Source organism: Streptomyces sp. NPDC005017 (genome assembly GCF_042873115.1).
Classification (GTDB): Bacteria; Actinomycetota; Actinomycetes; order Streptomycetales; family Streptomycetaceae; genus Streptomyces.
Map to the genome: position 1 here is coordinate 261911 of NZ_JBIALD010000001.1, position 21129 is coordinate 283039.

Below are 21129 nucleotides of genomic sequence, written 5' to 3' on the forward strand. Positions count from 1 at the left end.
GCGGCCGGCTCGATGGGAGCCCTGACCAGTGATCGTCACGGCCGGCCGCGGGAGGCGGCACATTGTCACGAACCGTGGCCCCGCACAATGGCGTGCGGGGCCGTGCTGCGTGTGAGCCCGCCCCCGGACGGCATGGCGCCGAGGAGATCCGTCAAGAAGGGCCCTGGATCTCCGCGGACCCGCCCCGGTCCTCCAGGTACCGGGTGTGGGTCTCCTGTCGGCGGACCTCGATCTCCCGCAGGCCGGCCGCCAGGGTCTCCGCCTCCCGGCGCAGCAGCCCCAGCTGACGCTCCAGATGCCGCTCGGGCGGCTCCTGACCGGGCGTCATCCGCGACCACCACCGGGTCCGTACGAAGGTGTCGACGGCCTCCGGGACGTCCTGGCGCACCACCCGGGACAGCGCGTGCACGCCCTCCGGGTCACCGGCCAGGGCCTCGGCCACCCAGCCGGGCTCCAGCAGCGCGGCCAGCAGCCCCGTCAGCTCGGCCAGGCCCCCGGCGGCGGCCGGCGGCAGCTCCACGTCCGCGAGATAGCCGCGCAGCCTGCCGAAGTCCTCCCGCAGCTCGTCCAGCTGGGCCGAGGGGTCGGGGAAGTCCGGCAGCGCGGGCCGCTCCGGCGGGGCGATCAGCGCGCCCGCGCCGTACAGCCCGAGGACCACCACCGGCCAGTACGTGCCCGCGAGCCCGGTGAAGGTGAGCGCGAGACCGGCCAGCCCGCACACGCTCCCGGTGATGTTCTTCCGGGACCCGAGATACTCACTGATAGCCACGGATCTCCTCGAAGGCGCCGTCCAGCGAGCCCTGCCGGGCGTCGAAGAGACGGCCGCCGGTCAGCTCGGCGATGTGCTCCAGCTCCCCGCGGTCGGAGTCGCCGAAGAGGATGGGGAAGACGGGAGTGGCCCGCCGCGCCGGGTCGAGCCCGGCGTAGAAGGCGTCGAACGCCCCCGCGCTCGCGCCCGTGGTGTTCTCGCCGTCCGTCATCAGCACGATGGAGGTGAACGTGTCCCGGCTGCCGCCCAGATGCTCGTACGCCTCCTGGAGCGAGGTGAAGATCGCGGTGTCGCCCTCGGCGGTGAGCGCGTCGGTGTCCTTCCGGATCGCCTTCAGGCCCTTGTCCGGGTCCGCGGGATCGACCACATGGGTGCGCACGCTCTTCACGTCCGACCCGAACGGCATCAGCGTGACCTCCTCGCGCTCCCGGAAGTCGCCGGTCAGCCCGGCCAGCGCCGTCTTCAGCCGTTCGAGCCGGTCGCCCTCCATCGAGCCGGAGGTGTCCAGCACGTACACCGTGCGCGAGGGCCGGCGCAGCTCGTTCTCGTAGGAGTCGAGCAGTCCGTCGGCGACCGACCGGCTGCCCGGGAAGGGCAGTTCGCGGCGCCGCTCGGTGTCCAGGCCGGGCGCCGGGTCCACCGAGGGCACGACCGGGCGGCGGTGCGTGCGGGTGGTGATCTCGCGCTGGATCTCCGGAGAGCGCAGCGCGTCGGACAACCGGCGCACGTCCTCGCGGGCCGTGGCGTTCGACGAGGCCAGGGAGGACAGCGGGTAGTCGGCGGTGACGACCCCGTCGCGCGGGCGGATCACCGTCAGGTCCGGCATTCCGGCGAGCACGGACTCGTAGTTGAGCAGCGCGTCCACGTCGCCGCGCCGCTGGTAGGCGGTGGCCAGCCAGCCCGAGGAGCCCGAGGTCAGCTTCTGCCCCTCGAAGAACTCCTTCAGCCGGGGCGTGGCCTTCGTGACGTCGGCGTCCGTCAGCGCGGACTGCGCCCCGGACAGCGCGGAGGCCACCGAGACCAGCGTCGAGAAACCGGAGTTGGAACGCGCCGGGTCCGTCATGCCGTACGTGAGCCTGCCGTCGGCGACGGCCCTCTCGACCTGCGCCCAGGTCGTGTCACCGGGCTTCCAGCCCAGCTTCCTCACGGTGGCCGTGCGCACGCCGACGGCCACCGGGCTGGACATCACCGGGGTCTCGGAGACGATCTCCTTCGCCGCCTCGGGGCGCAGCCGCAGATAGTCGTTCGAGGACAGCCACAGCGCGTCGTACGTGCCCCTGGCCCGGCCCCGTGCCAGCAGGTCGACGGCGTCCAGTGTGCCCATGTAGGTGGGCCGCACCGTGATGCCGGTCTTCTCGCGGACCTTGTCCAGCACGGGCGTCATGTCGGCGAGCTCGCTGGAGGCGAGGACGCGCAGGGTGCCGGCCTCGTAGGTGGCGGCGGGGCGGTCGGGCTCGTCCGTCGCCCCGCAGCCGGTGAGCAGGGCGGCACAGGCGAGCGCCGCGGCGAGCACGCGTCTCATGCGGGGCCGCCTTCCAGCGCGGACTGCGAGCGGCCGCGCGCCAGGTAGGTGCCCGCGCTCCGCAGTTCCGCGGTGAGGTTCTCCACGGTCGTCGCCATCACCTCGGTGGCCTGCACCTTGTAGCTGTCGATGGCGTCGAGGGTGCGGTAGATCTGCTGGAACGCGGTGCGCAGGGTCTCCGCGCCGACGGCCGGGTCGGCGGCGATGCGCTGGATCTCCCCGCTCTGCGTGGCGAGCATCTCGGCGTTGCCCCGGATTAGGTCCTCGGTGGTGCCGCGCAGGGCGTTGACCTGCTCGACGACCTTCTTCTGGTTGTCGAGGGCGGAGGCCAGCATCACGGAGATGCGCAGCGCCGACACGGTCGTCGTGGCGGCCCGGTCGACTCCCTTGATCAGCTCCTCGTTGTTGCGCCGTACGACGTCCATGGCGAGGTAGCCCTGCGCGCACACCGCGAGCTGGGTCAGCAGGTCCTGGTGCTTCTGCCGCACGGGGAACAGCACGTCGGCGCGCAGCGAGTCGGCCGCCTCGGGGTCGCCGACCCCGGCGATGTGCTGCTCGACGGCGGTGTCCAGGGCCTCGGTGAGGACGACGTACTCCTGGAGCTTGCCCATGGTCTCCCACAGCCGGACCCGCTCGGTCTGCAACGCGGCGTTGTCGCGGCGCAGTTCGTCCTGGCCGCCGCGCAGCGAGCCGACGATCCTGTTGAGGGTGCCCTGGGCGGAGGCGTACTTGGCGACGTGGTCGCGCAGCTTGCCGCCGCCGGGCAGCCGCGAGAGGAACCTGCGTCCCCTGGCCGCGGGCAGGTCGCGCGGGTCGAGGTCCTCGACGACACGGCGCAGCTCGACCAGCGACCCGGCGACCTTCGCCGAGGCGTCGCCGCCCTTGTCGGGCAGGGAGCGCACGGTGCGCTCCAGCATGCGGTTGGACTGCGCGGCCGCGGTGCGCATCTCCCCGGCGCCGAGGCCGGTGATCTCCCCGACCTTCCCGGCGAACTCCGGGGAGCGGGCGTCGAGCACGGCCAGTCCGAGGACGTAGTCGGCGGCCTTGCGCGCCATGTCGTCGCGCACCGAGTCCTCGACGGGCACCAGCCCGCCGGCCCTGTCCTTGGGCACGGCCACGACGGGCTCGGGCGGGGTGAGGGTGAATTCGTTGTCGGTCATGCGGAGTTCCCCCTAGGGGCTGTCGTTTGGATCGGGTCGGCCATGAAAGGGAGAGCACCTTCCGGCCGACTCCGAGCGAGGTCTGGTGCGTGCAGCTGCAAGGCGGAGAAGGGAGTCGACGCGGAGCGTCGGCGAGTGACGACAACGCGGCTGGGGGTGCCCCCTCTGGGGGTGTGCGTGCCAGACCTCGCGACGTCGGCGTGATCCGAACGACAGCCCCTAGTTCCGGGCCCGGCGCGCCATCTCGTGCAGCACCGCGGAGGTGGGCACGGGCGCCTGCCGGACGCCGGTCAGCGTCTGGTTGAGGTGGGCGGAGTGGGCCTTGGTGGCCGCGGTGAACTCGGCGGCCGCCCCCTGCGGCCGGAATCCGTACTTCACCGCGAGCCGCCGCAACTCCTTGTCGGTGCTCAGCAGTTCACCGACCGCCCGGCCGTTCTCGGTCAGCGGTACGACGGTGTGGTCGCTGTTGGCGGTGGTGTCCGGGTACAGGACGGTCAGGTCGCCCGGGTCCTGCTGCTCGTTCAGCAGCGAGGCCACCTGCGACTCGTAGACCAGGACCAGCGGGTTGCCGACCCCGCTGACGAAGTCCCGGAACGCCGCGTCCGAGCTGGACTGCTGGGCGCCCTGCACACTGACGAGCTTGCGCATCAGGGGGGCGGTGGCGTCGAGCCCCTTGCCGTCGGCGACGACCCGGCCGCCGTTGGCCACGTACGAGGCGGTGGCGAGGTACAGGGCGCCGGAGTTGGAGGTCTCCGGGTCGGTGCTGGCGACATAGAGCGTGCCGCTCAGCTCCCCGTACCTGTCGGCCCCCTTCAGCTCCTGCCAGGTCCGGTCCGCGCGGGCGGCGGCGAGATAGGCCTCCATCTTCAGCACCCCCCGGCCGGTGCCCTTCTCCAGCGCGGCCAGCCCGTTGCCGGCCAGCACCTCGGCGGCGCTGCGGTGCGCGACGACGACCAGGGGCGAGTAGAAGGGCCTCGGCAGCGGCTGCCGCACCTTGTACTTCCCGGCCAGCTCGTCGGCGGGCGCCTTGCTGGACGGGAACGCGAGGTCGTACCCGTCGAGTTCCAGTCCCTCCATGGCCCAGGACCCGGAGGTCTCGGCCTTCACGGTGTAGCCCTCGGCGGCCAGGGCCTTCACCACCTGCGGATCGGCGAAGAACTCCGCCTTCTCCGACCCGATCACCGCGCGTACGGTCTTCGTTGCCGTACTCCGGTCCTCACCGCCCTGCCCGATGACGACGGCCACCACCACACCGCCGACCAGCAGAGCCGCAAGAACGATTCCCATAAGTCGTCTCACACCGCGGAGACTGCTCGCGGAACCCCAACTTCCCGTGTGCCCAAGATGAACGCCAGGTGTCACCCCCTTCCCGGTATGCAACCGGACCCCCAGCCTCCACCACCCCCGCAAAGGGGCGCGGGGAACGGCGCAAAACCCCAGCCCCGAGAACCAGCGCAACACCCCCAAAAAAGGGGCGCGGGGAACTGCGCAAAACCTCAACGCCGAGAAGATCCCGAGAAACCAGCACGACACCCCCCGAAGGGCGCGGGGAACTGCGCGACCAGCCACCCCCGACACAAGCCCGCCCACCACACACACCCCCACCACGACACCCCGCCGAAGCCAACGCAGTGCCATGGCACCCGGTCCGCGCGTCGCTGCGATCGCACGCGGACCGGGGCCGTAGGGGGAGCCCGGAAGGGCTCAGGGAAGGGCCGGCTGAAGGGCCTCGGAATGTGCGTCCATCCGCTGCGCCGAAAGAATCGCCGCCGCCGTGTCCGCACGGGACGCGGCCACCACCAGCGCCCGCCCCGCAAGGGCGTGCGCACGCTGATGGAGAGCGGCGGAATCGGCCGTGGCGCTCGGCACCGCGCGAACCGGCACGGCGCCGCCCCGCAGTCGTGCCACCTGCTCGGCGAGACGTGCCGCCGCGCTGTCCAGCTCGGCGGACGGGGTCAGGGCGCGCAGTTCGTCGGTGACGGCGAGCAGCGCGCCGAGATGCCCCGCGAGCTGGATGTCCAGCTCCTCCTCGCGAGAGCGGTGGGGGAAGTCCGAGGACGTGCCGGCCATCGTGCTGTGGACCGACTTCGTGCGGATCGGTTCGTACATGGATGGCCTCCTGTAGCTACAGAAGCCATCCTAGCTTAGATCGAGTCTAAAGTTGACCGATCAGAGAAACTGAACGAAAAACCGGCCGCTTCGGGTTTGAAGCGGCCGGCTGCGGCGTCACGGCTGGCTGTAGCCGTCCAGGAAGTTCCCGATCCGGCTTATCGCGTCCGTGAGGTCCCTCGACGTCGGCAGGGTCACCACCCGGAAGTGGTCGGGCTCCGGCCAGTTGAAGCCCGTGCCCTGGACGACCATGATCTTCTCCCGGCGCAGCAGGTCCAGGACCATCTGCCGGTCGTCCTTGATCTTGAACACCTGTGGATCGAGGCGCGGGAACAGATACAGCGCGCCCTTGGGCTTCACGCAGCTCACGCCCGGGATCTGGGTGAGCATCGAGTGCGCGACGTCCATCTGTTCCTTCAGCCGCCCGCCGGGCAGCACCAGGTCGTTGATCGACTGCCGCCCGCTCAGCGCGGCGACCACCCCGTGCTGTCCCGGCATGTTCGCGCACAGCCGCATGTTCGCCAGGATCGTCAGACCCTCGATGTAGGACTCGGCGTGCGTGCGCGGACCCGAGACGGACATCCAGCCCACCCGGTAGCCGGCCACCCGGTACGCCTTCGACATGCCGTTGAAGGTCAGCGTCAGCAGGTCCGGGGCGACCGAGGCCGTCGGGGTGTGGGTGGCGCCGTCGTAGAGGATCTTGTCGTAGATCTCGTCCGAGCAGACCAGCAGGTTGTGGCGGCGGGCGATGTCCGTCAGCGCCTCGATCATGGCCCGGTCGTACACCGCGCCCGTCGGGTTGTTCGGATTGATGATCACCATCGCCTTGGTGCGGTCGGTGATCTTCCGCTCGATGTCCGCCAGGTCCGGCATCCAGTCGGCCTGCTCGTCGCAGCGGTAGTGCACCGCCGTGCCGCCCGACAGGGACACCGCGGCCGTCCACAGCGGGTAGTCGGGCGCCGGGACGAGCACCTCGTCGCCGTCGTCCAGCAGCGCCTGCATCGCCATCACGATCAGCTCGGAGACGCCGTTGCCGATGAAGACGTGTTCGACATCGGTCTCGATGCCCAGGGTCTGGTTGTGCATCACGACGGCCCGGCGCGCGGCCAGCAGGCCCTTGGCGTCGCCGTAGCCGTGGGCGGAGGAGACGTTGCGGAGGATGTCCTCCAGGATCTCCGGCGGGCACTCGAAGCCGAAGGCGGCCGGGTTGCCGGTGTTCAGCTTGAGGATGCGGTGACCCGCGGCCTCAAGCCGCATGGCCTCCTCGAGCACCGGGCCGCGGATCTCGTAACAGACGTTGGCGAGCTTGGTCGACTGGATCACCTGCATGCCTCGGAGCTTACGGCCCGGTAATGCCGCAGGCGCCGTGTTTCCCGCCACGTGAGACGGCACTATGTCAGGTTTTCTCCGGTGGCTGGGCCAACCTACCCGTCAGTCTCTACAATGCGCGGCCATGTCCGAGCACCGTCAGCCCGACAACGGGATGTCCGCGATGAACGCCGCGAGCAGCGCTACCGGCGGGTACGACGTGCATGCCGCGCACCAGGTCCCCGACGTGCCGCCGAACGTCTACCACCCGCAGGGCACCGGGACCGTTCCCGCCTACGACGGGTACGCCGACCCGGCGGCCGCCCACGGCTGGCAGAACGCCTACGACGAGACGGCGCCGCTGCCCCTGGTGGCCGACCCGGCCGCCTACCCCGGGTCCGACGGCGGACCGGGCGGCCCGGCCGGCCCCGCCGGCTCCGCGTCCGCCCCGCCCGGCGGGCACCGCCGGTCCCGCCGGGCCGCCGCCAGGCGCCGCGACCGCCGTGTGCTGGGCGCGGCCGGTGCCCTCGGTGTCGTCTCCCTGGCCGCGCTCGTCGCCGGTCTGTCCTTCAGCGGCCCCTCGGAGGACGAGTCCGGGGGGCCCAAGGACCGTACGGGAGCGACGGCGGAGGACTCGGCCGGTCCCGAGGCGACGCCCTCCGGCACCGGCCAGGACGGCCCGTCCGTCTCCCCGACGCCCAGCAAGGCCCCCTCCGGCTCCCCGACGCCCACCCCCACGGCGACCACCGCGTCGCCGCGCCCGACGACCACGGCGCCCACCACGCCGGCCGCGCAGCCCACGCCCACCGGGGACTCCGCGCAGGACGGGAACGGCGACGGGGACGGCAAGCCGGGCCGCGGCCTCGGCAGATCCCGCGGCTCCCAGTGATCCCGGAGGTCCGGCTCCACGGGTCTCAGTGATCCCGGAGGCCCGGCTCCACGGGTCCGGGTGATCCCGGGGGCCCGGCCCCGCGGGTCCCGGTGATCACCGAGGCCCGCCCTCACGGGCCCCGGTGATCGCAGAGGTTCGGCCCCACAGGCCCCTGTGATCGCAGAGGCCCGGCCCCACGGGTCCCGGTGATCCCGGGGCCCGGCCCCGCGGGTCCGGCGATCTCGGACGTCCGGCCCCACGGGTCCCCGTGCCCCCAGGGCGCGGACCGGCGCGCGCGACCGTCTCTAACCGGCCACCCGGGCCGGATACGCCTCCTTGTCCCCTCCTGTCACTGCATTAACAATGCACATGACAAGCACGGGCGGCCGGAAGATCTCCGGTCGCTCACGCATGAAGAGGGGACCCCACATGAACAAGCCTCTCCTTGCCGCGCTCGCCGCCCTGGTGATCACCGGGACGGGCGCGGCCCCCGCGCTCGCGGCCCCCGGCACCGGCACGGACGTCGCGGCCCCCACGGTCAAGGCCGTGAACTTCGCCGGCACCGTCTCGCTCAGCAACTGCTCCGGCTCGGTCGTGCGTCTCCCGGCGTCCGTGGACAGCGACCCGGCACTGGTGATGACCAACGGCCACTGTCTGGAGACCGGCTTCCCCGCGCCCGGCCAGGTGATCGTCAACCGGGCGTCCAGCCGCAGCTTCGGCCTGCTCAACGCCTCGGCCACCCGGGTCGGCACCCTGCGCGCCAACAGGATCGTGTACTCGACGATGACCGACACGGACGTCGCGCTCTACCAGCTGACGACCACGTACGCGCAGATCAAGAGCAGCTACGGGATCAGCGCGCTGACGATGCAGGACACGCACCCGGCCGCCGGTACCGCCATCACCGTCGTCTCCGGCTACTGGAAGCGGACCTACGCCTGCAACATCGACGGGTTCGCCTACCGGCTCAAGGAGGGCGACTGGACCTGGAAGGACTCGGTCCGCTACACCTCCGCCTGCCAGACCATCGGCGGTACGTCGGGCTCCCCGGTCGTCGACAACGCCACCGGCAAGGTCGTCGCCGTCAACAACACGGGCAACGAGGACGGCGGGCGCTGCACCGACAACAACCCCTGCGAGGTCGACGCGAGCGGCAACGTCACCGTCCGCCAGGGCATCAACTACGCCCAGGAGACCTACAACATCCCGGGCTGCTTCACCACCGGCAACAAGCTGAACCTGAGCCTGAGCGGCTGCACCCTGCCCAAGCCGTAGCCGGTGGCCGGGGCCGAGGGTCACGTCACGGTCCTGCGCACCGACCGGCCCGCCAGCACGTCCGTGCGCCGGCCGTCGTCGATCACGAACCGGCCGTCGACCAGGACGTACGGGATACCCGTCGGCAGGGTGCGGGGCCGGTCGTAGGTGGCCCCGGCCGCGACCGTCGCCGGGTCGAACAGCACCAGGTCGGCGCGGTACCCCTCGCGCACCAGCCCGCGGTCCGGCAGCCGCAGCCGGGCCGCGGGACGCGAGGTGAGCCGGGCGACGCACTCCTCCAGCGAGAGCACGCCCAGTTCGCGCACATAGTGACCGAGGTAGCGCGGGAAGGTGCCGTACGCCCTCGGGTGCGGCTTGGCGCCCTGGAGGATGCCGTCGGAGCCGCCGGTGTGCACCCGGTGGCACATGACGGCGCGTACGTTCTCCTCGTGGCCGACGTGCTGGAGGACCGCCGTCCCGAGCCGGTCGCGCAGCAGCAGCCGACGCGCGGTCGTCCAGGGGGTCTCGCCGCGCGCGTCCGCCGACTCGCGGACCGTTCGGCCGACGTACTCGGCGAGCGCGGGATCGGCGACCCCGGAGATCTCGATCGTCTCCCACTCCACCGGCACCCCGTGGCAGCCGTCCGCGCCGGTGACCTCCAGGTCGTGCCGGACCCGCTCGGCCGTCTCCTCGTCCGCGAGTCGGCGCAGCAGGGCCTCGGGGCCGCCCTCGCCCGCCCAGCTCGGCAGCAGCGCCGCGAGGGTGGTGCTGCCGGGGGTGTACGGGTAGGTGTCGAGGCTGATGTCGGCCCCCGCGTCCAGCGCCTCGTCCAGCAGGGCCAGCAGCTCCGGCGCCCGGCCCTCGTTCACGCCGAAGTTCATGGTGGCGTGGGCCAGATGCAGGGCGCAGTCCGCCGCGCGGGTCAGTTCGACCATCTCCGCGTACGCCGCGAGCGCCCCGGCGCCGTAGGAGCGGTGGTGCGGGCAGTAGTAGCCGCCGTAGGAGGCCACCACCCGGCACAGCGCGGTCAGTTCGGCGTTCGGGGCGTACATGCCCGGGGTGTACGTCAGCCCCGACGACAGGCCGACCGCGCCCTGTTCGAGGCCCTCGGCGACCAACTGCCGCATCCGGTCCAGCTCCTGGGCCGTGGCCGCCCGGTCCTCCCAGCCGACGACGAGCGCGCGGACCGTGCCCTGCGGGATCAGATAGGCGGCGTTGACGGCGACGCCCCGGTCCAGCCGGTCCAGGTACTCGCCGACGGAACGCCAGTCGAAGTCGATGTCGTCGCCGTACCCGTTCCAGCCGGTGATCGCCCGGCGCACCTCCTGAAGGGTGCGGTCGTCGACCGGCGCGTACGACAGCCCGTCCTGGCCGAGGACTTCGAGGGTCACGCCCTGCGCGGCCTTCGCGCTGTGGTCGGGATCGCGCAGCAGTGCCAGGTCGCTGTGCGCGTGCATGTCGATGAAGCCGGGGGACAGGACCAGGCCCTCGGCGTCCAGCTCGCGCGTCGCGCGCGGCCGCTGGCAGCCCGCCGCGGCGGCCTCCTTGACGATCGACACGATCCTGCCGCCGTCGACGACGACATCCGCGCGGTACGACGGCTCACCGCCGCCGTCGACGACGTCCGCGTCCCGGATGACCAGGTCCTCCATCGACCGCTCCCGTCTAGAAGAACGTATGGATCAATTCCACGACCGTGCCGTCCGCCTGCGCCACCGGGATCAGCGGCCACTTGTCGAACGACGTGCACGGGTGGGACAGGCCCATGCCCAGCCAGTCGCCGATCTCCAGGTCCGCCTCGCCGCTCGTGCGCAGCCACGCGTGCTGGTCGGACAGGGCGGTCACCTCGATGCCGGTGGCCGGGCGCTCCACACCGTCACGGCGGACGACCTGCGCGACCGGCAGGTCGATGTCGTACGCCGCGTCCCGCTTGCCCGCGTTGACGAAGGCCTGCTCGGGCGTGGGCCGGGAGACGACCTGGGCCCAGAGCCGGAAGGCGGGCTCCAGGGCGCCCTCTTCGGGGATCCGGTTGAACGGGGTGATCCTGCGGTAGTGGCCGTCGTCGTGCGAGACGTACGCGCCCGAGCGCAGCAGCTTCAGTACGGGCCGCGACAGTTCGGGGATCTCCGCGAACACGTCCGCCACCGCGTCGAACCAGGCGCTGCCGCCCGCGCTGACCACGATCTCGTCCGTGCCGGCGAACAGCCCGGCCTTGTCCAGGTCCACGGCCAGCGCCACCAGCCGGCGCAGCCAGGCGTGCACGCGCTCCGGCGTCGCCTGCGGCACCTCGCCCTCGTAGCCCGCGACGCCGACCAGCCGCAGGGTGCGTGTGCGGGCGACGGCCTCGGCGACCCGCGCGCACTCCGTCTCCGTGCGTACGCCCGTGCGCGCGCCCTCGCCGGCCGCCAGCTCCACGACGACGTCCACGGGGCGTGCGCAGCCGTCCAGCGCCGTGTCCATCAGCTCCACGCCGCGTACGGAGTCGACGTAGCAGACGAGCCGGAAGTCCGGGTCGGCGGCTAGTTCGGCGGCGACCCACTTCAGGGCGGCCCGGTCCACCAGCTCGTTGCCGAGGAAGACCCGCCGGACACCGAAGGCGCGGGCCACGCGCACCTGGTGCGGCACGGCGAGCGTGATGCCCCACGCCCCGTGCTCGATCTGCCGCTGGAACAGCTGGGGCGCCATGGTCGTCTTGCCGTGCGGGGCGAAGGCGAGACCGTGGCGTTCGGCGTACGTCTCCATCAGCCGCAGGTTGTGCTCCAGGCGCTCCGCCGAGAGCGCGAGCACGGGAGTGGCGAAGCCGCCGGTGAAGAGGTTGCGGCGCTGGGCGGCGAGCTCGCCGACGGTGAGCCCGTCGGCGTCCGGCGGGAGGCCCTTGAAACGGTGGTCGACCGTCTCCGCGTCCAGCCGGGCCAGCGACTCGGTGCTCATGGAACCTCCCCATCAGGGTCGTTGCGTCATCTGCAACGACCGTTGCGTACACCGCTACCGCTGTCTAACATCTCGGCCGACGCGGGGTCAACGGAGCGGTCCGCGCGGCCCGAAGGAGCATCTGACCATCGTGACTGTCACCGGAGCGGGCCCCGAGACCGTGGACGTCGTCGCCCTCGGCGAGTCCATGGTCACGTTCCTGCCCAGCCGCCCGGGGCGGCTCGCCGACGTCCCGTCCTTCGAGCGGGGCATCGGGGGCGCGGAGTCGAACGTGGCCTGTGCGCTGGCCCGCGGCGGTCACTCGGTGCGGTGGGTCAGCCGGGTGGGCGCGGACGGGTTCGGGGACCACCTGGTGGAGGCGGTCGGGGCGCACGGCGTCGACGTGTCCGCCGTTGCGCGGGACGCCGGGCGGCCCACCGGCGTGTACTTCCGTACGGCCGGCGAGCGGGGGTCCCGCGGCCATGAGGTGGCGTACTACCGGGCCGGGTCCGCGGCGTCCGCGATGTCCGTGACGAACGTCGACCTGGACGTGGTGAGGGCGTGCCGGGTGCTGCATCTGTCGGGGATCACCGCCGCGGTGTCGCGGGGCTGCCTGGAGCTGATGAGGGAGCTGGTCGCTCCGCGGGCCGGGCGGCCGCTGATCTCCTTCGACGTCAACTTCCGTCCGGGGCTGTGGGGGGACCGCGGTGAGGCGCGGGTGCTGCTGGAGCTGGCGCGGGCGGCGGATGTGGTGTTCGTGGGGGCGGACGAGGCGTGTGACGCCTGGGGGCTTCGCGACGACGGGGTCTTGCTGGAGGCCCTGGCCGGGCCGGGGCTCGTGGTGGTCAAGCGAGGGGCTTCGGGGGCGACGGCCTATGAGCGGGGTGGTGGCCGCGCGCTTCCGGGTGCGGGTCGTCGTGGGCTCGTCGCGCCCACGCGGCGGACGCCGCATGCCGAGGACGGCCCCGCGCCCCTTGAGGGGGTCGCGCCCCCGCCCCTCGTGGCAGTGCACCACGTCGCCGCCCCGAAGGTCCGGGTCGCCGCCGCCGTAGGAGCCGGGGACGCCTTCGCCGCCGGGTTTCTCTCGGGCACCCTGCGGGGCCTGTCCGCGCGGGAGCGGCTGCGGCACGGGCATCTGTGGGCCGCCGTCGCGCTGACCGTGGACGGGGACCTCGCGCCGCCGCCTTCCCGGGGCCACGCCGAGCGGCTGGTCGCGCTGGACGACGAGGCGTGGGGGAGACTTCGACTCGGTCCCGGCTGGACGCGAGCCGGTGAGGTCGTCGAGGAGGTACCCGCACCATGAGCCAGACCGTCGACCGGGCGCTGAGCATCCTGCCGCTGCTGGCCGAGGGGCCCGCCGACCTGGGCCAGGTGGCCGAGCGGCTGGGCGTGCACAAGAGCACCGCGCTGCGCCTGCTGCGCACCCTGCACGAGCACGGGCTGGTCTACCGCCAGTCCGACCAGCGCTACCGCCTCGGCGCCCGGCTGTTCGCGCTCGCCCAGGAGGCCATGGAGAACCTCGACGTCCGCGAGATCGCGCACCCCCACCTGGTCCGCCTCAACGAGGAGTGCGGACACACCGTCCACCTCGCGGTGTACGAGGAGAACGAGGTGCTCTACATCGACAAGGTCGAGAGCCGCTACCCGGTGCGCATGTACTCGCGGATCGGCAAGCCCGTCGCGATCACCGTCGCGGCGGTCGCCAAGCTGCTCCTCGCCGACCTGCCGGAGGGGCAGCGCCGGGCGGTCGCGGAGAAGCTCGACTACCCCCTGTACACGGCCCGTTCGACACCGAACCCGGAGGCCTACCTCCGGGAGCTGACGCAGGTGCGCGAACAGGGCTGGGCCACCGACCTCGGCGGCCACGAGGAGTCCATCAACTGTGTCGCCGCGCCCGTCAGGGGAGCGGACGGCAGGGTCGTCGCCGCGATGTCGGTGTCCGCGCCCAACGTCGTCGTCAGCGCCGACGGACTCCTCACCCTGCTCCCGCTGGTGCGCCGTACCGCGGACGCCGTCAGCGGCGAGTACTCCGGCAGGACCCCAGCCAAGGAAGTCATGTGATGACCGAGAAGACCGCGCTCACCCCGAAGACCCACACGACCCCGCCCGCGAGGTTCTCCCACGGAGTGCGCAAGGGCGGCATCCTCCAGGTCGCCGGTCAGGTCGGCTTCCTGCCGGCCGTCGAGGGGCGCCCGCCGACGCCCGCCGGGCCCACCCTGCGCGAGCAGACGCTCCAGACGCTCGCCAACGTCAAGGCGATCCTCGAGGAGGGCGGCTCCGGCTGGGACGACGTGGTGATGATCCGGGTCTACCTCACGGACGTGGACCACTTCGCGGAGATGAACGAGATCTACGACGCCTACTTCGAGGCGGAGAACCTGACCGCCCCGCCCGCCGCCCGCACGACGGTCTACGTCGGCCTCCCCGCCGGGCTGCTGATCGAGATCGACGCCCTCGCCGTCCTCGGCTGAGGCGGGCCCGGAGCCGGGCTGGGGGGCGGGACCCGAGGCGGAGTTGGACATCGTCGTATAACGAAGCCGGGGCTGGCTGTCCCCGACACAGGATCTTCGACCATACTGCTGCGCTGTGGAGCAGCGCATAGGTTCGAGCAGTCAGCCCCTGGACGCCGGAGTGAACCCGGCGCACATCCCCGGGATCACGGTTCCCCTGTCCAAGGACACGGAGGAGACCGGGCCCGAGGACGAGGCCGTCGCGGCGGCGGAGGACAACGGCGACGACGCGGAGACGGCGTCGGAGCCGTCCGGGTCGTCCGAGGCCACCGGCTCGCCGGACGCCGAGGACGTGAGGGACGCGGCGGAGTCCGGGGAGGCGCCCGCCGACGGCCCCGTGTTCGAGGCCGCCGACCGGCGCGCGCGGATCGTCGCCGACTCCTCCGGTGTCCGGCTCGCCCTGGACGACCAGGAGTGCGAGTTCCGCTGGGACGAGGTCGGTGCGATCGAGTCCGAGTCGCCTCGGTTCGGCAAGCGGTTCACCGTGACGGTCCACACCCCCGACCGCCGCTGGTACCCCATCGAGATCGAGGCCGGGTCCCGTTCCCAGCACAGGGACTGGGAGACGGAACTGGACGCCGTGCTCGACGCCTACTTCGAGGAGTAGAGGGCTTCAGCAGTACTGCGACTGCTTGCCGATGGAGCGGTACATGCAGTCCGCGTTCTCCAGGAGCTGCAGGACCGCGTCGCGGTTGCGGGAGGTCTCCCGCTCGATGACCTCGTCGGGCGGGTAGAACCCACCGCCGCCACTGGACGGGTACATCTCGAAGGTGTACCCGAAGATCTTGTGCACGCCCCACAGGTAGTCGTCGATCGACCCGTCCGTGATGTACAGGTCGCTGGACTGCTCCGGCGTGTAGCCGTTGCTCGACGCCATCTTCTGGCCGACCGCGGCGAAGGCGTTGCGGTCGTCGGCGGTCATGCCGGTCGTCGTGTCGGAGTACGTGTACCCGAACGGCCAGAGCACCAGCTCGCTGTACGTGTGGAAGTCGATGCCCGCCTTGATCTGCTGGACGCCGCCCACCACCCGGCTGCGCACGAAGTCGGAGACGACCTTCACCTCGGGCGCCGACTCGGGAGCCGTACCCCGGTAGGTGTCGGAGGACTTGGAGCCGGAGGATCCGCCGCAGCAGCCCCAGCGGTAGTTCCAGTTGCGGTTGAGGTCCGTACCGACGTACGAGGAACCGGAGTTGGGCTGCCGGTTCTTGCGCCAGGAGCGGTAGGAGCCGGTGGCGATGTCGTACTCGCCGCCGTCGGGGTTGAGGTCGGGCAGGATCCAGATCTCGCGGCTGTTGACCATGTTCGTGACGCGTGAGTCGGTGCCGTAGCCCGCGCCGAGTTCGCGCAGCAGGTACAGCGCCATCTCCACCGTGAGGTGCTCGCGGGCGTGCTGGTGGTGGGTGAACAGCACCTCGGGCTCGGCCTCGTCGGACGCCACGTTGTCGCTGATCTTGATGGCGACGAGGTCGCGGCCCTGGTAGGACCTGCCGATCACGCGCTTGCTCATGATGCCCGGGTAGGCGGCGATGCGCTGGTCGATCTCCGTGCTCATCTCGGCGTAGTTGTGATAGCGCGAGTCGGCGGACGGGAAGTCGAAGAGCCGGATCTCGTCCTCGGCGATCCGGGCCGCCGGGTCGGCCAGCGCGCTGACCTCGTAGCCCCTGGCGCGCAGGGCGCGGATCTGGTCGGCGCGGCCGGAGACGACCAGGCCCTCCTCGTCGGCCTGGTCCACGGTCACACCGGCCGCCATGACGGCCGTGCGCTCGGCGGCGGTGCTGTTGTGGACGTGGACCTCGTACTGCCGGATGTCGTCGGCCGCGCGGACCGGCCTCGCCGCGCTGTCCGCGCTGGCGCTGTCGCCGGTCAGCTCGGCCGAGACGGGTGCGGCGAGCGCGAGCGCGAGGACGGCGGCCAGGGCGGCCGTCCTGCGGGTGCCGCGGGCGCCCGAGCCGCGGATGCGAAGTCGCATGAAATCTCCTTGGTTCTCCGGGAGTTCCGGGGTCTCCGGAACGGGGAGTGGAGCGGGGGGTGGTTCTTCCGTGCGACGTGCGCGGACCCTGCCGGTGACTGTGGGGTCCCTGTGGGCCGGGTCCGGGTGCGGGTGTGGCGCTCATGGTGCGGGCGTGGCATGAGCAGGTCAATAGGGCCGTCGTGTTCCGTGGCCCGGACCAGGCGGAAATCGGCCGGGCAGTGTACGCGCGGGGGCTGTTCGGGGCGGGTGCTGCGGCGAAGTCCACCCGGAGGTGTGAAGCGGGCGTGCGGAAACGCGCCGCCCGCGTCAGAGTGGCGGCCCCGGCGCGTCGATTTCCGTGCCGGGGACGGAACCCGGCCCTGTGCGCGTGCCACGGCTGCGGTCGGCGACAGCCGTGGCACGCGAGTCCGGGGACCCGTACGTGTCCGTCCCCGGAGGGCCCGGACCCCGGCCGAACCCGCCCGCCGGGGTCCGAGGTCCGGGTGGGGGGCGCGGCCGCCGGGGCCGGGCGGGAGCGCCGGAGGCGGAGCGGGACCACCAGGAGCGCCCGGCATCACCCGGCTCCTCGTCACGGGGGCGACTTCCGCGCGCATCGGGTGGAGATCCCGGCAGGCCCCCTTTGCCGCCCGCCCGTGGACTGCGCCTACTCGGCGCACATGGCGGACACCGCGGGACACTCCCCGCCATCAGGCGTCTCACCCGAACCGAACCCCGCGCCCCGCCGGGCCGGTCGGCGCCACATCGGACCGCTGCTGTGGCTGCTCGACTCCGCCCGTGCGCCGAGCCAGTGGTGCGACGGGCCGCTGAGCAACACCATGCCGGCGCCGGCCGGGCCGCTGTTCCCGGTGCTGTGCGTGAAACAGGTCAGGGACCAGCCGTGGCCGGAGTTCTTCTGAGCCCGGACTCCGGCCACGGCTGGCGCTCAGCGCTCCACCGCCGTCACGGCAGCGCGTGCACGTGCGGGCCCACCGCGTTCGACCAGGCGTTGCCCGCCGTGGCGTCCCAGTTGGTGGACCAGGTCATCGCGCCGCGCAGGGCCGGGTAGGTGCGCGACGGCTTGAAGGAGCCGCAGTTGGTGCCCTTGGCGAGGCAGTCCAGCGCGTTGTTCACGATCGACGGCGAGACATAGCCGCTGCCCGCGCCCCGGGTCGAGGCCGGCACGCCGAGGCCGACCTGGGACGGGGCCAGGCCGCCCTCCAGCTGGATGCAGGCGAGGGCGGTGAGGAAGTCCACCGAGCCCTGCGAGTACACCTTGCCGTCGCAGCCGAGCATCGAACCGCTGTTGTAGTACTGCATGTTGACGACCGTGAGGATGTCCTTCACGTTCAGCGCCGTCTGGAAGTACGAGTTGGACGTCGACTGCATGTCGATCGTCTGCGGGGCCATCGTGAGGATCAGCGACGGGCCCGCCTTCGCCGACAGGGAGCGCAGCGCCTGCGTCATGTAGGTGGCGTTCAGGCCGTTCTCCAGGTCGATGTCGACGCCGTCGAAGCCGTACGTCTGCATCAGGGAGTAGACGGAGTTGGCGAAGTTCGTCGCCGAGGCGGAGTCGTTGACCCGGACCGTGCCGAGCTCGCCGCCGATGGAGATGATCACCTTCTTGCCCGCGTTGCGCTTGGCGCGGATGTCGGCCTTGAACTGGTCGACGGTGTAGCCGCCGAGGCCGGCCGAGTCGAGGTTGAAGGTGACGGCGCCGGGTGTGGCGGTGGCGTCGGCGAAGGCGACGGCGATGATGTCGTACTGGTTCGGCACGTCGGAGATCTTCTGGACGGTCGCGCCGTTGTTGAAGTTCTGCCAGTAGCCGGTCACCGCGTGCTTGGGCAGGTTGCCGCCGCCGCCCGGGTCCGTCGGCCCGGTCACGGCGGTCACGGCCGCCGACTTCGGCGACTCGCCGGCCGAGTTGGTCGCGGTGACCTGGAAGGAGTAGCTGGTGGACGCGGAGAGCCCGGTCACGGTCGCGGAGGTGCCGGTGACCGCGGTGATCTTGGTGCCGTCGCGGTAGACGCTGTAGCCGGTCGCGCCGGAGACGGTGTTCCAGGCCAGCGACACCGACGTCGAGGTCGTGCCGGAGACCGCGAGGCCCGCCGGGGCGCCCGGAACCGTCGGGCCGGGGTCGGTGCCCCCGCCGCCGTCGGGGCCGAACACCGAGACGTCGTCGGCGAGGTAGGCGGCCTGGCCGTACCAGCCGTGCAGATAGACCGTGACGGACGTGGTGGAGGCGCCCGTGCTGAAGGTCGTCGACAGCTGCTTCCAGGACGACGAGTCCGGCGTCCAGGTCGACACGTCGGTGGTGCCGGTGCCGGTGGCGCCGAGGTAGGTGTAGCCGCCCTGCACCCATGCGCTGAGGGTGTACGTCGAGTTCGGCTTGACGGCGACGGTCTGGGTGCAGCGGGCGTTGTCCTGCCCGGCCGGGGTCGCCTTCAGCGCGGCCGTGCCGCCGTGCACGGGCGAGCCGGTGGTGCTGCCGCTGTTCGCGCTGCACGTCCAGTTGGCCAGGCCCGACTCGAACCCGGCGTTCTTCGCGTTGTTGACGTCGGCGGCGGACGCCTGGCCGGCGGTGACGAGGGACAGGCCGAGTGCGGCCGTGACGACGCCCGCCCACAGGCTCGTGCGTCGTCTGCGGCCGGGCGGCGAGGGCTGTGCGCGGTCCACTGGGGCCTCCGGTGGGGGAGAGGGACGGGGAGGACGGTGGCCACCGTTGGACGTCCAAGTTGGTCCAGACCAATTGGAGTTGTCAAGAGGTCCAGACCAACTCCGTTTTCTGAGCGGCAGTTGAGAGCGCTCCCTGCGTGGGCCGGGGCCCGCGCGACGCCCGCGGCTCCCTGCGTGGGCCGGGTCCCGCGCGGCGTCCGCGGCTCCCTGTGTGGGCCGACCCCCGGCGATGCCCGCCGCTCCCTGCTTGAGCCGGCCCCCCGCGACGCCCGCACCCACCCCGCGGGCACCGGAATTGAAGGGCTCTGTGCGCAACCTGACCCGTTTTGGCGCGAGTTGTGCGCCAGTAGTTCCCCAGGAGCTCACCAAACGCTGTTCTCCGGTGTCAGGGGCGTGGGTAAAGTGCCGAGGTAGTCACGCAATGAAGTCATCTCGGTGCACCGGAGTAACGCCCGGCGGCGCCGACCGGCGGGGATTCGGGGAGCTGCGCGTGTCAACTGCCGTCGCCGTGACCAGTGCCGACCTGGCGCTGCCGCCGCTGGACGAGCGAACCCTGCCCGCGACCGTCCTCGCGGACATCGACCGCGAGCCGCTGGACCAGGCGGTCGCCCGGCTGTCCCTGCTGGTCGAGCAGCACGGACATCTGGTCGTCGTGTTCTCGCCCGCCGTCCCGCCCGCCGTCGAACGGCGGCTGCGCACGGTCCGCTCCCTGCTGGAGAGCGACCGGATCGCCCTGTTCCGCCCGGACCTGCCGCCCCTGGGCATCGCCGTCCTCGCCCGGCAGCTGCGCCAGCTGGCCTCCTGCGACCTCGGCCCCGGCGTGCTCGCCTCCGCCGGGCGGCTGCTCACCCACTACATCCACGCCGGGGCCGTGCTGGGCTCGGTGGCCAGGCTGGACCGCGTCCCGGTCACCCTCAAGGCGCACGCCAAGTCCTGGGTGCCGGGCAGCCAGTTCGCCGTGGTCGCCCACCCCGAGCCCCAGCTCGTCCGCGTCGGTCCCGAAGCCACCCTCGCCGGGCCGGAGTTCGGCACCTGGATGCTGGTGGCCAAGGGCCAGCTCCAGTCCGACTGGGTCACCGGCACGCTCGCCCCGGCCTGGAACGCCCAGGGCCTGCGCGAGGCGCCGCTGCCCGCCGAGTCGCCCGGCTGGTGGGGGACCGGCCGGCTGACCGAGTTCTGCAGCTTCCTGCCCGACCTGTCCGTCCTCTACCAGCTGGTGACCTCGGTCCGGCAGAGCGTGTGCCACTGGTGCGGCCTGGACGTCATCGGCGACCGCTGTGTGTTCTGCTCCGCCACCCCGCCCGCCTCGGAGAGCCGCATGCTCACCGGCTGACCCACCGCACCCCGCCCACCAACCCACCCCCATAGAGGTTGCACGGTTCATGAACTCCCGTCAGCGCCGCGGCGTGATACTCCTGCTCCTGTCGGTCCTCGGTGCCCTGGGCGCCTTCGGCGGGGTGCTCTCCGTCGTCAACGACGTGAAGTCCAAGGTCGGCCCCGAGGTCACGGCGTACGAGCTCAAGAGCGACGTGCAGCCCTACACGGCCCTGACCGCGGCCCAGTTCCGCGAGATCAGCATGCCCGAGCGCTGGCTGTCCTCGAACGCGGTCACCGACCTCTCCCGCATCCGGGGCAAGATCGCGGTGACGACCCTGAAGAAGGGCAGCCTGCTCCAGGACGACATGATCGTCGACCAGCCCGAACTGGCCCCGGGGGAGCAGGAGGTGGCCATCATGATCGACGCGGCGACCGGTGTGGCCGGCAAGATCACCCCGGGCTCCAAGGTCAACGTCTACGCCACCTTCGAGGGCAGGCGCGACACCGACCCCGACCAGTCGAAGATCATCGTCACCAACGCCCGGGTCCTGGACGTCGGCGAGCTCACCCCCCTCGAACCCGGCGCGAGCGAGCGCTCCCGCCGCACCACCGAGGCCGTGCCCATCACCTTCGCCCTCTCCACCCTCGACGCCCAGCGCCTCACCTACGCCGAGTCCTTCGCCCAGCGCGTCCGCCTCGCCCTCGTCGCTCCCGGCACCGACACCGCCGTACCCGACAAGGACCGCACCTACGAACTCGCCCAGGACAAGTGAGA

General features: G+C 72.0%; 19 protein-coding genes. 9 read left to right on the forward strand and 10 right to left on the reverse strand.

Annotated features, from left to right (window positions below; translation table 11 throughout):
- Nucleotides 1-151 precede the first annotated feature (151 nt).
- The 6 genes from ACFYR0_RS01075 to ACFYR0_RS01100 form a co-directional block, all read right to left on the reverse strand.
- Entirely contained in the window at nucleotides 152-769 is a 618-nt protein-coding gene (locus ACFYR0_RS01075) for a hypothetical protein (RefSeq protein WP_389320249.1), read from the reverse strand.
- A complete protein-coding gene (locus tag ACFYR0_RS01080) occupies nucleotides 756-2291 on the reverse strand; it encodes a substrate-binding domain-containing protein (protein ID WP_389320252.1) in 1536 nt (511 codons plus the stop codon). The genes ACFYR0_RS01075 and ACFYR0_RS01080 overlap by 14 nt, the downstream gene beginning before the upstream one ends.
- A complete protein-coding gene (locus tag ACFYR0_RS01085) occupies nucleotides 2288-3451 on the reverse strand; it encodes a toxic anion resistance protein (RefSeq protein WP_389320255.1) in 1164 nt (387 codons plus the stop codon). Before ACFYR0_RS01085 ends, ACFYR0_RS01080 begins: the two co-directional genes overlap by 4 nt.
- A 219-nt stretch (nucleotides 3452-3670) precedes the next feature.
- Nucleotides 3671-4738, reverse strand: coding sequence for a hypothetical protein (locus ACFYR0_RS01090; RefSeq protein WP_389320258.1), 1068 nt, complete (start codon nucleotides 4736-4738; stop codon nucleotides 3671-3673).
- A 417-nt stretch (nucleotides 4739-5155) separates the two neighbouring features.
- A complete protein-coding gene (locus ACFYR0_RS01095; protein WP_386380690.1) occupies nucleotides 5156-5560 on the reverse strand; it encodes a hypothetical protein in 405 nt (134 codons plus the stop codon).
- 117 nt (nucleotides 5561-5677) lie between these two features.
- Nucleotides 5678-6889 (reverse strand): pyridoxal phosphate-dependent aminotransferase, encoded by a 1212-nt coding sequence (locus ACFYR0_RS01100; RefSeq protein ID WP_386380689.1) that lies wholly within the window; start codon nucleotides 6887-6889, stop codon nucleotides 5678-5680.
- A gap of 124 nt (nucleotides 6890-7013) precedes the next feature.
- Between ACFYR0_RS01100 and ACFYR0_RS01105 the strand changes: the two genes are divergently transcribed.
- On the forward strand, nucleotides 7014-7757 hold the full coding sequence (locus ACFYR0_RS01105) for a hypothetical protein (protein WP_389320262.1): 744 nt from the start codon (nucleotides 7014-7016) through the stop codon (nucleotides 7755-7757).
- A 411-nt stretch (nucleotides 7758-8168) separates the two neighbouring features.
- The gene (locus ACFYR0_RS01110) at nucleotides 8169-9014 is read left to right on the forward strand and encodes a serine protease (protein ID WP_389320265.1); all 846 of its coding nucleotides are present in this window, start codon (nucleotides 8169-8171) and stop codon (nucleotides 9012-9014) included.
- Between the two features lie 20 nt (nucleotides 9015-9034).
- Here the strand turns inward: ACFYR0_RS01110 and ACFYR0_RS01115 are convergent, their stop codons facing one another.
- Entirely contained in the window at nucleotides 9035-10645 is a 1611-nt protein-coding gene (locus tag ACFYR0_RS01115; RefSeq protein WP_389320268.1) for an amidohydrolase family protein, read from the reverse strand.
- Nucleotides 10646-10658: 13 nt separating this feature from the next.
- The gene (locus ACFYR0_RS01120; RefSeq protein ID WP_389320270.1) at nucleotides 10659-11924 is read right to left on the reverse strand and encodes an amino acid deaminase; all 1266 of its coding nucleotides are present in this window, start codon (nucleotides 11922-11924) and stop codon (nucleotides 10659-10661) included.
- 121 nt (nucleotides 11925-12045) lie between these two features.
- On the opposite strand from ACFYR0_RS01120, the gene ACFYR0_RS01125 reads away from it, so the two are divergent.
- The 4 genes from ACFYR0_RS01125 to ACFYR0_RS01140 all read left to right on the forward strand — a co-directional run bounded on the left by ACFYR0_RS01125 (nucleotide 12046) and on the right by ACFYR0_RS01140 (nucleotide 15020).
- Nucleotides 12046-13206 (forward strand): sugar kinase, encoded by a 1161-nt coding sequence (locus ACFYR0_RS01125; protein WP_389321089.1) that lies wholly within the window; start codon nucleotides 12046-12048, stop codon nucleotides 13204-13206.
- Nucleotides 13203-13964 (forward strand): IclR family transcriptional regulator, encoded by a 762-nt coding sequence (locus ACFYR0_RS01130; protein ID WP_389320273.1) that lies wholly within the window; start codon nucleotides 13203-13205, stop codon nucleotides 13962-13964. Before ACFYR0_RS01125 ends, ACFYR0_RS01130 begins: the two co-directional genes overlap by 4 nt.
- Nucleotides 13964-14374: a RidA family protein gene (locus tag ACFYR0_RS01135; RefSeq protein WP_389320276.1), complete on the forward strand. Its 411-nt coding sequence runs from the start codon at nucleotides 13964-13966 to the stop codon at nucleotides 14372-14374. The genes ACFYR0_RS01130 and ACFYR0_RS01135 overlap by 1 nt, the downstream gene beginning before the upstream one ends.
- A gap of 115 nt (nucleotides 14375-14489) precedes the next feature.
- Nucleotides 14490-15020 carry a hypothetical protein gene (locus ACFYR0_RS01140; protein WP_389320279.1) on the forward strand — a complete coding sequence of 177 codons (531 nt, stop codon included), beginning with the start codon at nucleotides 14490-14492 and terminating at the stop codon, nucleotides 15018-15020.
- 6 nt (nucleotides 15021-15026) lie between these two features.
- Here the strand turns inward: ACFYR0_RS01140 and ACFYR0_RS01145 are convergent, their stop codons facing one another.
- A complete protein-coding gene (locus ACFYR0_RS01145; RefSeq protein ID WP_389320282.1) occupies nucleotides 15027-16382 on the reverse strand; it encodes a M14 family metallopeptidase in 1356 nt (451 codons plus the stop codon).
- 659 nt (nucleotides 16383-17041) lie between these two features.
- Here ACFYR0_RS01145 and ACFYR0_RS01150 point away from each other — a divergent pair.
- Nucleotides 17042-17281 (forward strand): hypothetical protein, encoded by a 240-nt coding sequence (locus ACFYR0_RS01150; protein ID WP_389320285.1) that lies wholly within the window; start codon nucleotides 17042-17044, stop codon nucleotides 17279-17281.
- A 43-nt stretch (nucleotides 17282-17324) separates the two neighbouring features.
- Here ACFYR0_RS01150 and ACFYR0_RS01155 read toward each other — a convergent pair whose 3' ends face one another.
- On the reverse strand, nucleotides 17325-19037 hold the full coding sequence (locus ACFYR0_RS01155) for a chitinase (protein ID WP_389320287.1): 1713 nt from the start codon (nucleotides 19035-19037) through the stop codon (nucleotides 17325-17327).
- Nucleotides 19038-19527: 490 nt separating this feature from the next.
- On the opposite strand from ACFYR0_RS01155, the gene ACFYR0_RS01160 reads away from it, so the two are divergent.
- Both ACFYR0_RS01160 and cpaB read left to right on the forward strand, forming a co-directional pair.
- Nucleotides 19528-20370, forward strand: coding sequence for a hypothetical protein (locus tag ACFYR0_RS01160; protein ID WP_389320290.1), 843 nt, complete (start codon nucleotides 19528-19530; stop codon nucleotides 20368-20370).
- A gap of 49 nt (nucleotides 20371-20419) precedes the next feature.
- A complete protein-coding gene (gene cpaB, locus ACFYR0_RS01165; protein ID WP_389320293.1) occupies nucleotides 20420-21127 on the forward strand; it encodes a Flp pilus assembly protein CpaB in 708 nt (235 codons plus the stop codon).
- The last annotated feature ends 2 nt before the right edge of the window (nucleotides 21128-21129 follow it).